This is a genomic window from Amycolatopsis keratiniphila subsp. keratiniphila (assembly GCF_001620365.2).
GTDB lineage: Bacteria > Actinomycetota > Actinomycetes > Mycobacteriales > Pseudonocardiaceae > Amycolatopsis > Amycolatopsis keratiniphila.
In genome coordinates this window covers 275,716-290,746 of the sequence record NZ_LQMT02000019.1, presented here as the reverse complement: position 1 = coordinate 290,746, position 15,031 = coordinate 275,716, and the positions used below count along the sequence as shown (strand labels likewise).

Sequence of the window (15,031 nt, the reverse complement as noted above, 5' to 3'; positions counted from 1 at the left end):
CAGAGATTGGGGTTGAGTGGCGTCTCACGACGGTTTCGGCAGTGTTGCTTTCGAACCGAAAAATCCCCCTCGGGCCAGCGGATTCGTCTTCTGGAACGCCGACGGGAACATGCCGGGGACCGGGGAGGTGACCGTCGCCCTCCCCGAGATCGTCACCGTGCCGTGTGTCCGGCTGCCGATGGCCGAAGCGCTTCCCGCGCTGCTGCGTCTCAAGGAGAGCGACGACCCCTCCGCGCGTTTCTGGAGCACGGCCGCCACGGCGGCGTTGAAGCTCGCCGAGGCGGGCAGGCTGCTTCCCGGGCTCACGGAGTCCGATGTGGACGCTTGGCGCGCAGGCCCGCTGGAACCGGCCGACGCCGCCTGGCTGCGCGAGTTGTCCGAAGCGATGCCCGCGCTCGCGCGGGCCATCCCGGGTGAGGGAAACCTGCTTCCGGCACGGTATCCGTTGCTGCGCGCGTTCCTGGACGCCGTGGTCGACACCCTTCCCCGCACGCCCGCCGCCGCGCAAGCCGCTGGGGTGAAGGCGTTCGCCGCCGCGCCTTCGCACCGCGTTCCGCAGTTGCGGGACTGGGCGGCCGAGGTCGCGGCCGGGCTGGATTCCGGCGTCCGGGTCTCGATCCGGATCGAAGCGCCGGGAGACGACTTCACGATCGGCCGGTTCAACGGGGTCGTCCAGGTGCACAGCCTCGCCGACCCCGGCGTCCTGATCGACGCCGCCGCGCTCTGGGCGGGCGACGACCGGTTCGGCCCGAGGGCGCGGATCGACGTGATGCTGGCGTTGCGCCGGGCCGCGCAGTTGTGGCCGCCGCTGGAGCCGCTGCTCGGTGCGGCGGTCCCCGACGAGGTCGGGCTCGGGGATGCCGACATCACCGAGCTGCTCACCACCGCGGCCCCGCTACTGGCCACGGCGGGCATCGATGTGCACTGGCCCGCCGATCTCGCCCGCGACCTGAGCGCCAAGGCGGTCGTCGGTGGCGGGGACGCCCCACCCGCCGATCTTCCGTCGTTCTTCGCCGGCGGCACGCTGCTGCAGTTCGACTGGCAGCTGGCCCTCGGTGGCGCGCCGCTCACCGCGGCCGAGATGGACGCGCTGGCCGAGGCGCACCGTCCCGTCGTGCGGTTGCGGGATCAGTGGGTGCTCGTCGACCCGGCACTCGCGGCGAAGGCGCGGGATCGCGAGCTGAAGCCGCTCACGCCGATCGACGCGCTCGGTGCCGCCCTGAGCGGGACCACCGAGATCGACGGTGAACGCGTCGACGTCCTCACCGACGGCTGGCTCGCCGCGTTGCGGGAGCGGCTGCTCGCCCCACCGGAACCGCAGGCTCCGCCACGAGGCCTGGCCGCGACGCTGCGCGATTACCAGATGCGCGGCCTGCAGTGGCTCACCGCCATGACCTCGATCGGGCTCGGCGGCTGTCTCGCCGACGACATGGGGCTCGGCAAGACGATCACGCTGATCTCGCTGCATCTGCACCGCGCGGACGGCCCGACGCTGGTCGTCTGCCCGGCCTCGCTGCTGGGGAACTGGGAGCGCGAGATCACCAAGTTCGCCCCCGGTGTCCCGGTGCGGCGGTTCCACGGCACCGAACGCTCGCTCGACGACCTCGGCGACGGCTTCGTGCTCACCACCTACGGCACCCTGCGGGTGGATCCGGAACCGCTGGGGTCCGTCCACTGGGGACTGTTGGTGGCCGACGAGGCCCAGCACGTCAAGAACCACCGGTCCGGCACGGCGAAGGCGCTGCGGACGCTGACGTCGTCGGCGCGGGTGGCGCTCACGGGCACCCCGGTGGAGAACAACCTCGCCGAGCTGTGGGCGATCCTGGACTGGACGACACCGGGCCTGCTCGGCACCATGGCCGACTTCCGCCGCGTGTGGGCGAAACCGGTCGAGTCCGGAAAGGACCCGGACGCCGCGGAGCGTCTGTCCCGGCTCGTACGCCCGTTCCTGTTGCGCCGACGCAAATCCGATCCGGGGATCGCGCCGGAGCTTCCGGCCAAGACCGAGACCGACCGGCCGGTGACGCTCACGTCCGAGCAGGCGGCGTTGTACGAGGCGACGGTGCGCGAGCTGATGGCCGAGATCGCCGGCAGCGAGGGCATCGCGCGCCGTGGCCGGATCGTCAAGCTGCTCACCGGGCTCAAGCAGATCTGCAACCATCCCGCGCAGTACCTCAAGGAGCCGTCGGAATCGGTGCTGGACGGCCGGTCGGGCAAGCTCGAGCTGCTCGACGAATTGCTGGGCACGATCCTCGCCGAGGACGGCGCGGTGCTGGTGTTCACGCAGTACGTCGCCATGGCGCGGCTGCTGGAACGGCATCTCGCGCAGCGCGGGATCGGCACGCAGCTTCTGCACGGCGGCACCCCGGTGCCCAAACGCGAGGAGCTCGTGCGCCGGTTCCAGGCCGGTGAGGTGCCGGTGTTCCTGTTGTCGCTCAAGGCCGCGGGCACCGGGCTCAACCTCACGCGCGCCGATCACGTCGTGCACTACGACCGCTGGTGGAACCCCGCGGTGGAGGACCAGGCGACCGACCGCGCGTACCGGATCGGGCAGACCAGGCCGGTGCAGGTGCACCGGCTCATCGCCGAGGGCACGGTCGAGGACCGGATCGCGGCGATGCTGCGGGAGAAACGCGCGCTCGCCGACGCGGTGCTCGCGGGCGGCGAGGCCGCCCTGACCGAACTGACCGACGAGGAGCTGGCCGATCTGGTCGAGTTGAGGAGCCGCCGATGAGCACGCCAGATGACCGCGTCCGCGGTTTCCCCGCTTTCGGTGCCCAGGGCGGACGAGGTCAGTTCGCCCGCTCGTGGTGGGGCCGCGCGTGGATCAGCGCGATGGAGGACACCGCGCTGGATCTGCGGCAGCTCAAACAGGGCCGCAAGTACGCCGCGGCGGGCCGGGTCGGCCCCATCACGGTCAGCCCCGGACGGATCGCCGCGGTGGTCGACGATCAGGAGGGCCAGTACCGCACCGAGGTCCGCCTCGCGGAGCTGACCGGGGACGAATGGGACCGGTTCCTCGACCGGGTCGCCTCGCGTGCCGGGCATCTCGCCGCGTTGCTGGACCGGGACATGCCGCACGACCTCGTCGAGGCCGCCGACGACGCCGGGGTGCATCTGCTGCCCGGGATCGGTGACCTCGATCCGGACTGCGACTGCCCCGGCTGGGAGCTGCCGTGCCGTCACGCCGCGGCGCTGTCGTTCCAGGCGTCGTGGCTGCTCGATGCCGACCCGTTCGTGCTGTTGCTGATGCGCGGCAAGGGGGAGCGGGAGCTGCTCGACGAGCTGCAGCGACGTAACGCGCCCCGGTTCGTGCGCACCGGTGACGACGACATCGACGCCGAGCGGGCGTACGCCGATGAGCCCGGCCCGTTGCCGGATCTCGCCGCGTTCGCGCCCACCGGAGGCCCGACCGTGCCCGGGGCGCCCGACATCCCGGCCGAGGCCTTCGCCCTGCTGGTCGCCAACGCGGGACAGATGGCCGGTGCGCTCTTGGCGTCGGAGCCGAAGCTCACCCGCAAGCAGGACGCCGTCCGGCTCGCCGCGACTCGTCCGGAGGCCGCCGACAGGCTGCGCCCGGCCGAGAACGGCGAGGTCTTCGACCGCGCGGTGCTCGCCTGGCGGCACGGTGGCCGAGCCGGCCTCGACGTCCTGGAGACCACGTGGGCACCGCCGTCACAGGCGATGGGCCGGGCGCGGGCCGCCTTCGCCGAGGTCGTGGACGATCCCGGCGAAGGCCTGGACGTCGAACGCAACCACTGCACCGTCCACGGAACCGGGGTGCAGGTGCGGCTGGGCAAGGACGGGCTCTGGTACCCGTACCGGGATCAGTGGCCCGCCGGTCCGCCCGAAGCCGATCCCGGCGCGCTGTTCGCCGCGTTGCTCGGCTGATCCCACTGCCGTCCTCGCCGCAGCTGATCCAGGTGCGGCGAGGACAGGTGGAGGATCCGGTACCGGATCTCGTCCGACTCCGGTGCCTCGCCTGCCCAGAGGGTGTAGCGGACGACCTGCCAGGTCCGCGGGTCGACGGCCAGCGCGCCCGAATGCGCGCCGTCCTGGCGCAGGTGCTCGTGAAGCCCGTCGAGAGCTTCGCCGAGGAAGGCCACCGGGTCGGTCTCGTCGGGGATCCGCACGACGTGCTTTCCCGCCGCGACCGGGGAAGCGCCGAACGCGGGTCCTTCCTCGAAGCCGAGCACGGTCCAGTGCTGCACGGCGGGACGCCCGAAGGAGTCGACGATGCCGCTGAACGGGCCGCCGAAGAGGAAGGCGTTCATCCCGGCTTCGTCGTGCCACAGGTAGAAGGGTGAATACTGGTTCAGCGTCGAGCCGTCGACGCCGCGCTCACGGATCCCGTAGACCTTCAGCCCCAGACCGCCGAAGTCGTCGAGCAGATGCCCGCGGGTGGCGACGCGGTCGCGGATGATGCCCATGTCGTAGTCGGCGGGGAGGGTGATCTCGTACTGCATCGCATGCATGCCGTACATACTAGTAGGTACAGAGATCGACTTCGCCCGAAACTTGAAGCATGACAACAGGAAACGAGCGCGGACCCGTCCTGAGCCGGTTCCACCAGCGGTAAGGCAAAGGTGCCTTGTCGGGTGGCAAATCCGTGTCCAGGGAGGTGTTGCGAAAGCCCCTTTCGCAACGTTGAAGGTTGTGAAAGCCACTTTCACAACATCCGGAGCCGGCACGCCGGCGGGCGAGTATGACACCGGCTGCTGAGCGAATTCGTCGCCGGCTTGAACTGAGCGGCTATTTCCGGCTGAGCCGTACGATCCCTTCGTCGCCCTGCACCGCGACGACGACGATCACCTGCCGGTTGATCTGATGGGCCATCCCGGGCGGACCGGACACCGCGGCGCCCATCCCGCCCGAAGCCGGGGCGAGCCCCACCTTCCCGGCCTGGACCGCGACCGAGAGCGGTCCGGCGCCGCCGTCGTTGGGGATCTGGTCCCCGGTCCGGACGAACACCTCGCACTCACCGTCGGCGCAGGACCTCAGGTCCCGTCCGTCCGCCGCCACGAACGGCGCGCCAGACGGGGCCGCCGCCCCCAGCATCGGCGCGCTCTCCGCGGAAGTCTCCGGACTCGCCGCCGAGAAGATCGGCGTCGGGGCGGCCGTCGCGCAGCCGGCGGCGAACAGCGCCACGGGAACCAGGACCAGGCATCTTCGGCGATAAACCATGACCGAGGAACGTAGCCGACCCGCGAGCCCTTGCATGCACCCGAATTCCGCAATCCTGCGGCTGTTCGCAGTGCTGAGCGGCGGTCCGGCCGGGTGAATCGGCCGGACCGCCGCTGCACGTGGTCATACGGGTACCGAGAGTCCGGAACGTGTTCGCCGCCTGATCACGCGAGATACGTCTCCAATCACGCGAGATCGCCGTCCGCGCACGACGCCTCCGCTCAGACCTCCGCGCGGGAGATGATCGCCCGCGTGTCCACTCCGGACGGAAGCGTCCCGAATGCGACACCCCAGTCACCGCCCAGCCGCGACGCGCAGAACGCGTCGGCCACCGACGGCGTCCCGTGCCGCACCAGCAGCGAACCCTGCAGCACCAGCGCCATCGACTCGACCAGCCGCCGCGCCCGGTACTCGATGTCCGACAGATCGGACAGCTCCTTGCGCAACCTGCCCACCGCGTCGTCCAGCCGCGCGTCGGCGCCGGACGCCTGCTCGACCTCGGTGAAGTACGCCGCCACCGACTCCGGCTGCCTCGCCATCGCTCGCAGCGCGTCGAGCGCCGCGACGTTGCCCGAACCCTCCCAGATCGACATCAGCGGAGCCTCGCGGTAGAGCCGCGGCATCCCCGAGTCTTCGACGTACCCGTTCCCGCCCAGGCATTCCAGCGCCTCCACCGCGTGCGACGGGCCGCGCTTGCACACCCAGTACTTCGTCACCGCCAGGCCCAGCCGCCGGAAAGCCTGCTCCTGCTCGTCCTCCGGCCGGTCGGTGGCCGACGCCAGCCGCATCCCGACCGTCGTCGCCGCCTCGGACTCCACGACGAGATCCGCCAGCACGTTGCCCATCAGCGGCTGATCCACCAGGTTCGCCCCGAACGCGCGACGATGCCGCGTGTGGTGGATCGCCCGCACCGCGCCGTACCGCATCCCCGCGGCGCTCCCGACCGCGCAGTCCAGCCGGGTGTTGTTCACCATCTCGATGATGGTGCGCACCCCGCGCCCCTCCTCGCCGATCAGCCAGCCGATCGCGTCGTCGTACTCGATCTCCGACGACGCGTTGGACCGGTTGCCCAGCTTGTCCTTCAGCCGCTGGAGCCGGATCCCGTTGCGCGAGCCGTCCGGCAGGACGCGGGGGAGCAGGAAACACGACAGCCCGCCCGGCGCCTGGGCCAGCGTCAGGAACATGTCCGACATCGGCGCCGAGGTGAACCACTTGTGCCCGACGATCACGTAGCTGCCGTCACCCAGTGGACGCGCCGTGGTGGTGTTCGCCCGGACGTCGGAACCGCCCTGCTTCTCCGTCATCGACATCCCGGCGATGAGCCCGCGCTTCGAACTCGGCTCACGCAACCCGAAGTCGTACTCCGTCGCCGCCAGCAACGGCTCGTACCGCGCGGACAGCTCGGGGTTGAACCGCAACGCCGGAACCGCCGCGTACGTCATCGAAATCGGGCACGTGTGCCCCGCGTCGACCTGCCCCCACACGTACATCTTCGCCGCCCGCGCCGCGTGCGCGCCCGGACGGGGATCCCGCCACGGCGCCGCGTGCAGCCCATAGGACACCGCGACGTCCATCAGCTCGTGCCAGTACGGGTGGAACTCGACCTCGTCGATCCGGTTCCCGACCCGGTCGTGCGTCCGCAGCACCGGCTCGTTCTCGTTGACCAGCCTGCCCCACTCCTGCGCCTGCTCGCTCCCGGCGAGCCTGCCGAGCGCGTGCACCTCGGCCACCGCCCAGCCCGCGCCCGCCCGCTCCAGGCCCTCCAGCAGGGCCGGATCGGCGGCGACGTCGTACTCCGCCAGCGGCGGGACCTGATTGGTGACCTCATGAGTGACCGGCATCGGAACCTCCCAAGGAACGCAGGACGAAAGTGCGCAGCCCGGACACCTCGTCCGCGCCGCCGGTGGTCAACGGGCCGATCAGCACCTCGGCGGCCGCGCCGACGAGCGCCGCCGCGGTGACGTCCGCGTCCTGGGCGGGCAGGACCCCGGACCGGACACCGTCGGCCACGTGCTGGGCCACGACGTCACGGAACGCGCGCCGGAACACCAGCCGCTCGGCCTCGATCGGCGCGTCCACAGGCTCGGCCAGCAGCGCGTACGCCATCCGCGGGGTCTTCAACGCCCGGCTCGCGAAGGTGTCGAAGACCGCCACGACCCGCTCGGCGGGTGTACCGGGCCGCTCCGACACCTCGCGCACAGCCTCGACCTCACGCGTGACGACCTTGCGGAACAACTCCACGACCAGCGCGGCCTTGGTGGGGTAGTGGCGGTACACGCTGCCGACCGCCACCCCCGCGCGTTCCGCGACCGCCGCCACCGAGCAGCCCGCGTACCCGCGCTCGGCCAACTGCTCCATGGCGGCGGCGAGGACCGCGTCGCGCTGGGCGTCCAACCGCTCCTGGACCTTCGGTGTACGTCGATACGGCACCCAAGAAGTGAAGCACTGATTCACACCTTCAGTCAACGCACCTTGGCGAGCCCTTCGACGGCCTTGGCGATGCCCTTCTTGTCATAAGCACCGGTCGGCATGGTCGCCGCATGCGCGTGACGGACCACCCCATCCCGGTCGAACAGCACACTGCCCGACCGCTGCAGCAGCTTCTTCCCCAGCCCGAAGGCCTCGTGCGGCGTACCGCCGCGACCGGTCACCACCTGGAACGGCACCCCGCGCTTCGTCCGCCACGCCTTGGCCTCCGCCCGGTCCTCCGGGACGGCGACCAACACCCGCACGTCGGCGGCGGCCAGTTCCTCCGCACGCCCCACGAGATCCTTCACATGGCCGTTGCACACCGGGCACGAGGTCGACCGCATGAAATAGATCAACACGTTCCCCGTGCCACGGAACTCCGCAAGCCGCACGACCTGCCCGGACGTGTCCTCCAGAACGACATCAGGCACCGTGGAACCGATTTCCAGCATTGAAGACTCCTCAACAGAAGGTCAGGAAGAGGGGATGTCGAGAGAGGCACGGACCGCCGCCCGCGCGCGATGCAGCCGGGACTTCATCGCGGCCGGGCTCAGCCCGAGCGCGTCGGCCACCGCCCGACCCGAATGACCCTGGATGTCACGCATGATCAAGACGCGACGCTGATCGGCGGGCAACCCGGCGATCGCCGCGGCCACCCGCTGCGCCTCCAGCCGATCCAAGGCGTCCTCTTCGGCCGACACCATCACCACGGAATCCGCCGGCTCGTCACCCCGCCACGCCCGGCGAGCCCGCCTGAGACATTCGTTGCGCACGATCCGGAACATCCACGACGCCAGCGCACCGGTGGCCCGCAGCGACCCGATCTTCCGGTACAGGATGATCAGCGCCTCCTGCGCCGAATCCTCCGCGTCCTCCGGCGAAGCACACAACGACCGCGCGAACCGCTGCACATGCGGATGGGAACCCGAAACCAAAGCGGCGATGGCGGACGCGTCCCCGCCCTGCGCCGCCACGATCAGCGAATCCCGCGGCCAATCGGCCTCCACGACGAACCTCCTCCCGCGCCGAGCTTGTCCCGGCCCTTACAAGAGCCGGGAACCCCGCAAAAGGATTCAGCCCCTTCCACGTGACCCCGCTCACCCCAGTCGGCGCACCACGAATCCCACGTCACCCGATGGCATGATCGCCGCTATGACATGGACCGCCCCCGAGGTGACCCGACCGTCCGGCGACACCGCCGCCGACGAGCGGATCCTTCTGCCCTCCCTGCTGACCTGGCACCGCAGCACCTTCCTCCACAAGCTGTCCGGTCTCACCGGAGAACAACTCGCCACGGCGTCGGTCCCGCCGTCGAACATGACCCTCCTCGGCCTCGTCCGGCACCTCGCCAAGGTCGAACGCTTCTGGTTCCGCCTGCGCTACGCCGCACAGGACATCGAACCCCTCTACGACCCCGCCCTCGGCAAGGACCACGACTTCGAAGTCCTCGACGCCGCCAAAGCCGAAGAGGCCTACGACATCCTCCTCGAAGAGATCCGGCTGGCCGACGAGGCCGCCGCCGAAGGATCCCTCGACGACACCTTCGACCTCGGCGGAACCCCGTTCTCACTCCGCATGCTCTACCTCCACATGATCGGCGAATACGCCCGCCACAACGGGCACGCCGACCTCATCCGCGAACGCGTCGACGGCCACACGGGAGCCTGACCATGGACTACGGATTCATCGGTGCGGGGGAGATCACCGCCGCCATCGTCGAAGGCCTCAGCAAGGACATCACCGACCCGCCGCGGATCTTCCTCTCACCCCGCAGCCGCAGCGTCGGACAAGAACTCTCCGCCCGCTTCGCCAACGTCGAAGTCCGCGACAGCAACCAAGCCGTCGTCGACAGCGCCACGACGATCATCCTCGCCGTCCGCCCGCCGATCGCCGAAGAAGTCCTCCGCGACCTCACCTTCCGCCCCGAACACGTCCTGATCAGCGCCCTCGCCGGCGTCCCCCTCGACCGGCTGCGCGATTGGGCCGCCCCCGCCGGCGAAGTCGTCCGGAGCATCCCGCTGCCTCCCGCCGCACGCCGCCAAAGCCTCACCGCGATGTACCCCGACAACCCCGAAGCACGCGCCCTCTTCGACAGCATCGGAGGCAGCGTCGTCCCCGCCGCCGAGAAGGACCTCGACATCTTCAGCGGCGCCACCGCCACCTTCGCCGCCCACCTCGACTACCTCGGCACCATCGCCGCCTGGATGACCGACCAGGGCATCGGCGACACCACGGCGACCGCCTTCACCAGCCACATCTTCGGCCAGCTCGGCCAATCCCTCGCCGAACGGAACGGCTCCCTCGAAACCCTCACCGGCAAACACATGACCCCCGGCGGACTCAACGAACAGTTCCTCACCGACCTGCGCACCAACGGCGTCCCCGACACCGTCCGCGAGGCCCTGGACGGAATCCTCACCAGACTGCGGGACAAGTGACCATCATCGACGAACTGCGGGCGGCCGGGTGCGTCTTCGCCGAAGACGAAGCCCGGCTCCTCACCGCCGAAGCCCGCACCCCGGCCGAGCTCGACACCATGGTCCAACGCCGCATCGACGGCGAACCACTCGAAGTCATCCTCGGCTGGGCCGGATTCCACGGACTCCGCATCGCCGTCGAACCCGGCGTCTTCGTGCCACGGCAACGCTCCGAACTCCTCGTCCGCCACGCCGTCACCCTCGCCGGACCAGGAGCGGTCGTCCTCGACCTCTGCTGCGGAACCGGCGCACTCGGTGCCGCCATCGCCGGCGAACTCGGCGACATCCGCCTCTACGCGGCCGACATCGAACCCGCCGCCGTCCGCTGCGCACGCGAGAACGTCACCCAAGCCGGGGGAGAGGTCTTCGAAGGCGACCTGTACGCACCCCTTCCCGCGTCGCTACGAGGCCGCGTCGACATCCTGGTCGTCAACGCCCCGTACGTCCCCTCCGACGCCATCGCGATGATGCCGCCCGAGGCGCGAGACCACGAACCCCGCGTCGCACTCGACGGCGGGCACGACGGCGTCGACGTCCACCGCCGCGTCGCCGCCGAAGCCATCCACTGGCTCGCACCAGGCGGGCACCTGCTCATCGAAACCGGCGAAAACCAAGCCGCGAGCACCGCGGAAGCCATGGCACACAACGGTTTGACCCCCGAAGTGATCACCGACGAAGAGCTGTACGCGACGATTGTTGTCGGTGCCCGGGGTTAAGGTCGCCGCCGTGACCGACTACCTCCAAACCACCCGCACCGCCTACGACACGGTCGCGGCCGACTACGCCGAACTCCTCCGCGACCACCTCGCCGGATCCACCTGGGACCGAGCCGTCCTCGGCGCGTACACCGAGCTCGTCCAGGCCGCCGGCGGCGGCCACGTCGCCGAAATCGGCTGCGGAACCGGCCGCATCACCGAGTACCTCCACCAGCTCGGGCTCGACATCCACGGCGTCGACCTCTCTCCCGGAATGCTCGCCGTCGCCCGGAAGTGGTACCCACATCTGGACTTCCAGCTCGGGGAGATGCCCGGACTGTCCCTTGAGGACGGTTCACTCGCCGGCGTCGTCGCCTGGTACTCCATCATCCACACACCACGAGAGCGACTGCCGGAGATCTTCGCCGACTTCCACCGGATCCTCGCCCTGGGCGGCCACCTGCTGCTCGCCTTCCAGGTAGGCGACGAAGTACGCCACATCGAGCACGCGTACGGGCACGACATCTCCTGCGACGCCTACCGGCTGGCGCCCGAGAAGATCGCCGCACAACTGGGGGAGGCCGGCTTCAGCCTGCTCTCCACCCTCGTCCGCGAGCCGTCCGAGGAATTCGAAAACACCCCACAGGCCTATCTGATCGCCCGCAAGCAGTAGCTCAAGGCCGCCGCGCCTCGACGAGCCAGGCCGCCGAGCCGTAGAAAACGCCCCGGTCGGCCTGGTGCTCGGCGAGATCCGCACGCAGAGCCTGGATGGCGCCGTCCCGCGCGGTGTCATCCAGGTCGCCCAACCGCCCACCGTGCTGCTCGACGATGAACTCCGCCGCGTCATCGACGTCCGCACCGAAGTACATCGGCTTGTTCACCGCGGTGCACTCGACGTCGACATACCCGGCGGAGGTCAGCAACTCGCCGATCTCTCGGGGATCGCTGAGCGCGAGATCCGCCGACGGAACCTCACGGCCGGCCGCGAAGATCGTCCGGAACGTGGTGATCCATTCGTTGAGCCGCAACGGCTGCCACGTCAGCAGGACCAGACGGCCACCCGGCCGGGTCGCCCTGGCCAGATTGCCGAACGCGGCCAGGGGAGTGCCGAAGAACATCGAGCCATGCCTGCTGATCACCACGTCGAACGACGCCTTGGTGAACGGATGAACCTGCGCGTCCGCCTGCTCGAACGAGACGTTGGGAACACGCTCCTCCTCGGCGAGCCGACGAGCGACACCGAGCATCTCACTCGAGAGATCGACACCCAGCGCCGAACCCGCGGCGGCCAGCCGGGCCGCGTCCCGCGTCGTCTGACCGGCACCACAGCCGACGTCGAGAACCCGATCCGCCGCCTGGACATCGGCCGCGGCGAAGAAGAGATCCCGGTACGCGGCGACACCGTCGTTGAAACGCTGCGCACGCTTCGCCCAGAACGAGCCGTCGTCACCATCCCACGCCTTCAACATCCGCTCGTTGGACGGATCGACACGCACAGCGGTGCTCTCGGACATTTCGGCAACCCCCAGATTCGGTATCCGGGGACGACCCTAGCGTGACCCGTCAGCGGAACGCCGCGACATTCCTGGCGGCCCACTCGGCGAACGACCGCGGCGCGCGACCGAGCACCCGCTCCACATCCGGGCTCACCCGCAACTCCGCCGGAGTCGGCGAACCAATGATGTCCAGGGTGTCGTCCGCGAGCTCCGACGGCATGCTCAAGACCATCCCCGCCTTCGCCTCTTCCCGCGTGAGCTCCTGAAAACGCACCGGCGAACCCAAAACGTCAGCGAGGGCCGCGGCCTGCTCCCGCGGCGTGATCACCGCCGGACCGGTCAGCTCGTACACCGCACCGAGATGCCGATCGTCCAGCAGACAAGCGGCCGCGACCTCCGCGATATCCGCCGGATCGACGATCGGCACCCCGGTATCCCCGAACGGCGCGGCGACCACCTGCCGCGAGCGGACCGAATCCGCCCACCACAGCGCGTTGGACGCGAAACCACCCGGCCGCAGGACCGCCCAGTCCAGACCGGACCCCCGCACCACGTCCTCCAGCTCCCGCATCGCGATCCGCGTCGTTCCGAACGGCCTGGTCGCCACACCCAACGTCGAGAGCAGGACGACCCGGCGCACCCCGCTCGCCGCGGCCAGGCCGATGATGTCGGCCGGGTTCGCCCCGACGGCATGCAGATCGCCGGAAAGCAGCAGGAACAACGCCTTCGCCCCGGCCAAGGCGGGTTCGAGCGTGGCGGGCTCGGCCAGATCGGCCACCACATGCCTGCCGCCGGACGGTGCCGCCGCAGCGTGCCGCGACACCGCCGTCACCTGCTCACCCGCCTCGGCCAGCGCCCGCGTCAACGGCTTGCCGATGTTCCCGGTAGCCCCGGTCACCACGATCATGGACAACTCCTTCGCTCGATCTTCTCGTGGCGACGACGCTAGGGATCGCGGCTAACCTTTCGTAAGTACATACCCAGAGGTAAGCTCCTCCCATGGCAGGAGGCGCGCAGTTCACACCGGCCGACACCGAGCCGCGGTATGAGGTGTTTCACACCGACTGCGCCGCCCGTGACGTGGTCGGTCACGTCACCAGTCGATGGGGGATCTGGGTGCTGATCTCCTTGCAGCGCAACGATCTCCGCTTCTACGAGCTACGGGAGAGCATCCAGGGGATCAGCGAGAAGATGCTCGCCCAGTCCCTGCGGGCCCTCGTCCAGGACGGCCTGATCTGGCGGCAGGTCGAGCCCACGACGCCGCCACAGGTCACCTATGGACTGACAGAATTCGGCAAGGACGTCAGCGAGCCACTAGTGGAACTGTTCGACCGGATCACCCGGCGAGTGGCTCCGACGGCAGGGTGATGTTGAACATCCAGGAAATCCCGAACTGGTCCACCAGCGCGCCGGCTTCGTCACCCCACAGCTGCTTCTCCAAAGGCATCGTCACGGTCCCGCCGACGGACAGCTTCTCGAAGTATTCGCGAAGTTCGCCATCGCCGCCGAGGTAGACCGCGACGTTGTTGCCAGGGGAGTGGGGCGCGTCCTCGACCTGGCCATCGACATCGCAGGCCATCAGCGTGTGTCCGTTCGCGGTGTCGAGCTGAGCGTGCATGACCTTGTCGGCGGCAGGGGAGTCGGGTGCACCGAAATCCGCGATCGTGCCGATTTCCAGCTTGCCGCCGAAGACCTCCTGGTAGAACTCCATCGCCTGTCGCGCGTTTCCGTTGAACCTGATGTACGGGTTGAGTCGAGATTCCATGACAGGACCATTCCACCCAATATGCGACACCTTGTGTCGTGTATCAGCCGACGTCCCAATAGGCCAGCCAAGCATCCAGGGCCGGCCCAGGCGGGTTGAGTCGACGAGCCCGGGCGACGTTGTCCTCGTCCTCGGGAACGACCTCGGCCAGAATCAGGATTTCGGCGCGAGCCTCGCCGACGCCGAACAGTCCTTCGTCGGACAGCCTGTGCAGTGCCGTCTCCATCGCACGCAGTCGAAGGTCGAACTCGGCCTCGGAGGCTTCGTCGTCGAGGTCGAACACCGCCGGCCGGGCGGCGAACAGATCGCGGACCGGCTTCAGCTGGTTCTCACCCAGAATCGAGAAAGGTGAATCGGCATAGGAGTAGCGGACGTCGTCAGCGTCCGTTCGCTGAGCCAGCGCTTCGTGCGACCACGCTGACAGTGCCGGACCGAACGCTTCGCCGGGCGTCGTCAGCGTGACGTAGTAGAAGGTGTGGCCGGGGTTGTCGCGGAACAGGTCTGTGACAGCCGCACGGGTGGCCGCGGCCAAGGCGTCAGCGAGGTCGGTTTCGGTCGGAGTCATCGGGGCATCGAACCACATGCCGCTTACTTGACATAATGTACATTATCGGCACTTTGGACGGCCTGGATAACGGCGGCCGAGAGGGGCCCTTGCGGTGGGCTGAAGGCGTCCTTCATCGCATGTCACGCGGCGAAAGCGTCCTTCGCCGCGCTCGACGCGGGCATCTCTCCCTCTCGTGCCCCTTGGGGTGCCGGTGTCCTGAGGCTCCAGGGCGCCTCAGGACACCCCCGAGGGTGACGGACCGATGTCCGATCACTCGACCTCAATACGTCACTGTGACGAATCGATCCGGGCGTCTCGGCTGAAGATGATCAATGGAGGCGTCGGTCGCGGGCAGATCCCGCCGGGTCGGCCAGGTCGACGACGTTCGCAGCCCCCGG

The 15,031-nt window shown here is 69.3% G+C and carries 17 protein-coding genes; 7 read left to right on the top strand and 10 right to left on the bottom strand.

Going from position 1 to position 15,031, the window contains the following annotated elements:
- Window positions 1-16 precede the first annotated feature (16 nt).
- The gene (locus AVR91_RS19370) at window positions 17-2,734 is read left to right on the top strand and encodes a DEAD/DEAH box helicase (protein ID WP_063275605.1); all 2,718 of its coding nucleotides are present in this window, start codon (window positions 17-19) and stop codon (window positions 2,732-2,734) included.
- Window positions 2,731-3,891 (top strand): SWIM zinc finger family protein, encoded by a 1,161-nt coding sequence (locus AVR91_RS19365; protein WP_063275604.1) that lies wholly within the window; start codon window positions 2,731-2,733, stop codon window positions 3,889-3,891. Before AVR91_RS19370 ends, AVR91_RS19365 begins: the two co-directional genes overlap by 4 nt.
- Here the strand turns inward: AVR91_RS19365 and AVR91_RS19360 are convergent.
- The 6 genes from AVR91_RS19360 to AVR91_RS19335 all read right to left on the bottom strand — a co-directional run bounded on the left by AVR91_RS19360 (window position 3,828) and on the right by AVR91_RS19335 (window position 8,660).
- Window positions 3,828-4,475 carry a DUF4865 family protein gene (locus AVR91_RS19360; protein ID WP_063275644.1) on the bottom strand — a complete coding sequence of 216 codons (648 nt, stop codon included), beginning with the start codon at window positions 4,473-4,475 and terminating at the stop codon, window positions 3,828-3,830. The two genes, AVR91_RS19365 and AVR91_RS19360, sit on opposite strands and share 64 nt — an antisense overlap.
- A gap of 277 nt (window positions 4,476-4,752) precedes the next feature.
- Window positions 4,753-5,184 (bottom strand): hypothetical protein, encoded by a 432-nt coding sequence (locus AVR91_RS19355; protein WP_063275643.1) that lies wholly within the window; start codon window positions 5,182-5,184, stop codon window positions 4,753-4,755.
- 221 nt (window positions 5,185-5,405) lie between these two features.
- Entirely contained in the window at window positions 5,406-7,025 is a 1,620-nt protein-coding gene (locus tag AVR91_RS19350; RefSeq protein WP_063275603.1) for an acyl-CoA dehydrogenase family protein, read from the bottom strand.
- Window positions 7,009-7,614: a TetR/AcrR family transcriptional regulator gene (locus tag AVR91_RS19345; protein WP_043848118.1), complete on the bottom strand. Its 606-nt coding sequence runs from the start codon at window positions 7,612-7,614 to the stop codon at window positions 7,009-7,011. Before AVR91_RS19345 ends, AVR91_RS19350 begins: the two co-directional genes overlap by 17 nt.
- A 32-nt stretch (window positions 7,615-7,646) precedes the next feature.
- Window positions 7,647-8,105 carry a peroxiredoxin family protein gene (locus AVR91_RS19340; RefSeq protein WP_063275602.1) on the bottom strand — a complete coding sequence of 153 codons (459 nt, stop codon included), beginning with the start codon at window positions 8,103-8,105 and terminating at the stop codon, window positions 7,647-7,649.
- 21 nt (window positions 8,106-8,126) lie between these two features.
- Window positions 8,127-8,660 (bottom strand): RNA polymerase sigma factor, encoded by a 534-nt coding sequence (locus tag AVR91_RS19335; RefSeq protein ID WP_063275601.1) that lies wholly within the window; start codon window positions 8,658-8,660, stop codon window positions 8,127-8,129.
- Window positions 8,661-8,805: 145 nt separating this feature from the next.
- Here AVR91_RS19335 and AVR91_RS19330 point away from each other — a divergent pair, with 145 nt between their 5' ends.
- The 4 genes from AVR91_RS19330 to AVR91_RS19315 are packed head-to-tail and all read left to right on the top strand — an operon-like array spanning window position 8,806 to window position 11,498.
- Window positions 8,806-9,321, top strand: a complete 516-nt coding sequence (locus AVR91_RS19330) for a DinB family protein (protein WP_063275600.1) — start codon at window positions 8,806-8,808, stop codon at window positions 9,319-9,321.
- A gap of 2 nt (window positions 9,322-9,323) precedes the next feature.
- Window positions 9,324-10,091: an NAD(P)-binding domain-containing protein gene (locus tag AVR91_RS19325; protein WP_063275599.1), complete on the top strand. Its 768-nt coding sequence runs from the start codon at window positions 9,324-9,326 to the stop codon at window positions 10,089-10,091.
- A complete protein-coding gene (locus tag AVR91_RS19320; protein WP_063275598.1) occupies window positions 10,088-10,846 on the top strand; it encodes a putative protein N(5)-glutamine methyltransferase in 759 nt (252 codons plus the stop codon). Before AVR91_RS19325 ends, AVR91_RS19320 begins: the two co-directional genes overlap by 4 nt.
- A gap of 10 nt (window positions 10,847-10,856) precedes the next feature.
- The gene (locus tag AVR91_RS19315; RefSeq protein WP_063275642.1) at window positions 10,857-11,498 is read left to right on the top strand and encodes a class I SAM-dependent DNA methyltransferase; all 642 of its coding nucleotides are present in this window, start codon (window positions 10,857-10,859) and stop codon (window positions 11,496-11,498) included.
- A gap of 1 nt (window position 11,499) precedes the next feature.
- On the opposite strand, the gene AVR91_RS19310 is transcribed toward AVR91_RS19315, so the two are convergent.
- A complete protein-coding gene (locus AVR91_RS19310) occupies window positions 11,500-12,339 on the bottom strand; it encodes a class I SAM-dependent methyltransferase (RefSeq protein WP_063275597.1) in 840 nt (279 codons plus the stop codon).
- Window positions 12,340-12,388: 49 nt separating this feature from the next.
- Window positions 12,389-13,228, bottom strand: coding sequence for an NAD(P)H-binding protein (locus AVR91_RS19305; protein WP_063275596.1), 840 nt, complete (start codon window positions 13,226-13,228; stop codon window positions 12,389-12,391).
- 92 nt (window positions 13,229-13,320) lie between these two features.
- Here AVR91_RS19305 and AVR91_RS19300 point away from each other — a divergent pair, with 92 nt between their 5' ends.
- Entirely contained in the window at window positions 13,321-13,689 is a 369-nt protein-coding gene (locus tag AVR91_RS19300) for a winged helix-turn-helix transcriptional regulator (RefSeq protein ID WP_063275595.1), read from the top strand.
- On the opposite strand, the gene AVR91_RS19295 is transcribed toward AVR91_RS19300, so the two are convergent.
- A complete protein-coding gene (locus AVR91_RS19295) occupies window positions 13,658-14,086 on the bottom strand; it encodes a VOC family protein (RefSeq protein ID WP_063275594.1) in 429 nt (142 codons plus the stop codon). The genes AVR91_RS19300 and AVR91_RS19295 overlap by 32 nt on opposite strands.
- Before the next feature lie 43 nt (window positions 14,087-14,129).
- Entirely contained in the window at window positions 14,130-14,618 is a 489-nt protein-coding gene (locus tag AVR91_RS19290; RefSeq protein ID WP_228708281.1) for a DUF4303 domain-containing protein, read from the bottom strand.
- Window positions 14,619-15,031 lie beyond the last annotated feature (413 nt).

Bases quoted from the DNA above. Each gene is read 5' to 3' on its own strand.
- AVR91_RS19365 (WP_063275604.1), top strand. From the start codon at position 2,731: ATGAGCACGCCAGATGACCGCGTCCGCGGTTTCCCCGCTTTCGGTGCC.
- AVR91_RS19360 (WP_063275644.1), bottom strand. From the start codon at position 4,475: ATGCATGCGATGCAGTACGAGATCACCCTCCCCGCCGACTACGACATG.
- AVR91_RS19355 (WP_063275643.1), bottom strand. From the start codon at position 5,184: ATGGTTTATCGCCGAAGATGCCTGGTCCTGGTTCCCGTGGCGCTGTTC.
- AVR91_RS19350 (WP_063275603.1), bottom strand. From the start codon at position 7,025: ATGCCGGTCACTCATGAGGTCACCAATCAGGTCCCGCCGCTGGCGGAG.
- AVR91_RS19340 (WP_063275602.1), bottom strand. From the start codon at position 8,105: ATGCTGGAAATCGGTTCCACGGTGCCTGATGTCGTTCTGGAGGACACG.
- AVR91_RS19330 (WP_063275600.1), top strand. From the start codon at position 8,806: ATGACATGGACCGCCCCCGAGGTGACCCGACCGTCCGGCGACACCGCC.
- AVR91_RS19325 (WP_063275599.1), top strand. From the start codon at position 9,324: ATGGACTACGGATTCATCGGTGCGGGGGAGATCACCGCCGCCATCGTC.
- AVR91_RS19310 (WP_063275597.1), bottom strand. From the start codon at position 12,339: ATGTCCGAGAGCACCGCTGTGCGTGTCGATCCGTCCAACGAGCGGATG.
- AVR91_RS19305 (WP_063275596.1), bottom strand. From the start codon at position 13,228: ATGATCGTGGTGACCGGGGCTACCGGGAACATCGGCAAGCCGTTGACG.
- AVR91_RS19300 (WP_063275595.1), top strand. From the start codon at position 13,321: ATGGCAGGAGGCGCGCAGTTCACACCGGCCGACACCGAGCCGCGGTAT.
- AVR91_RS19295 (WP_063275594.1), bottom strand. From the start codon at position 14,086: ATGGAATCTCGACTCAACCCGTACATCAGGTTCAACGGAAACGCGCGA.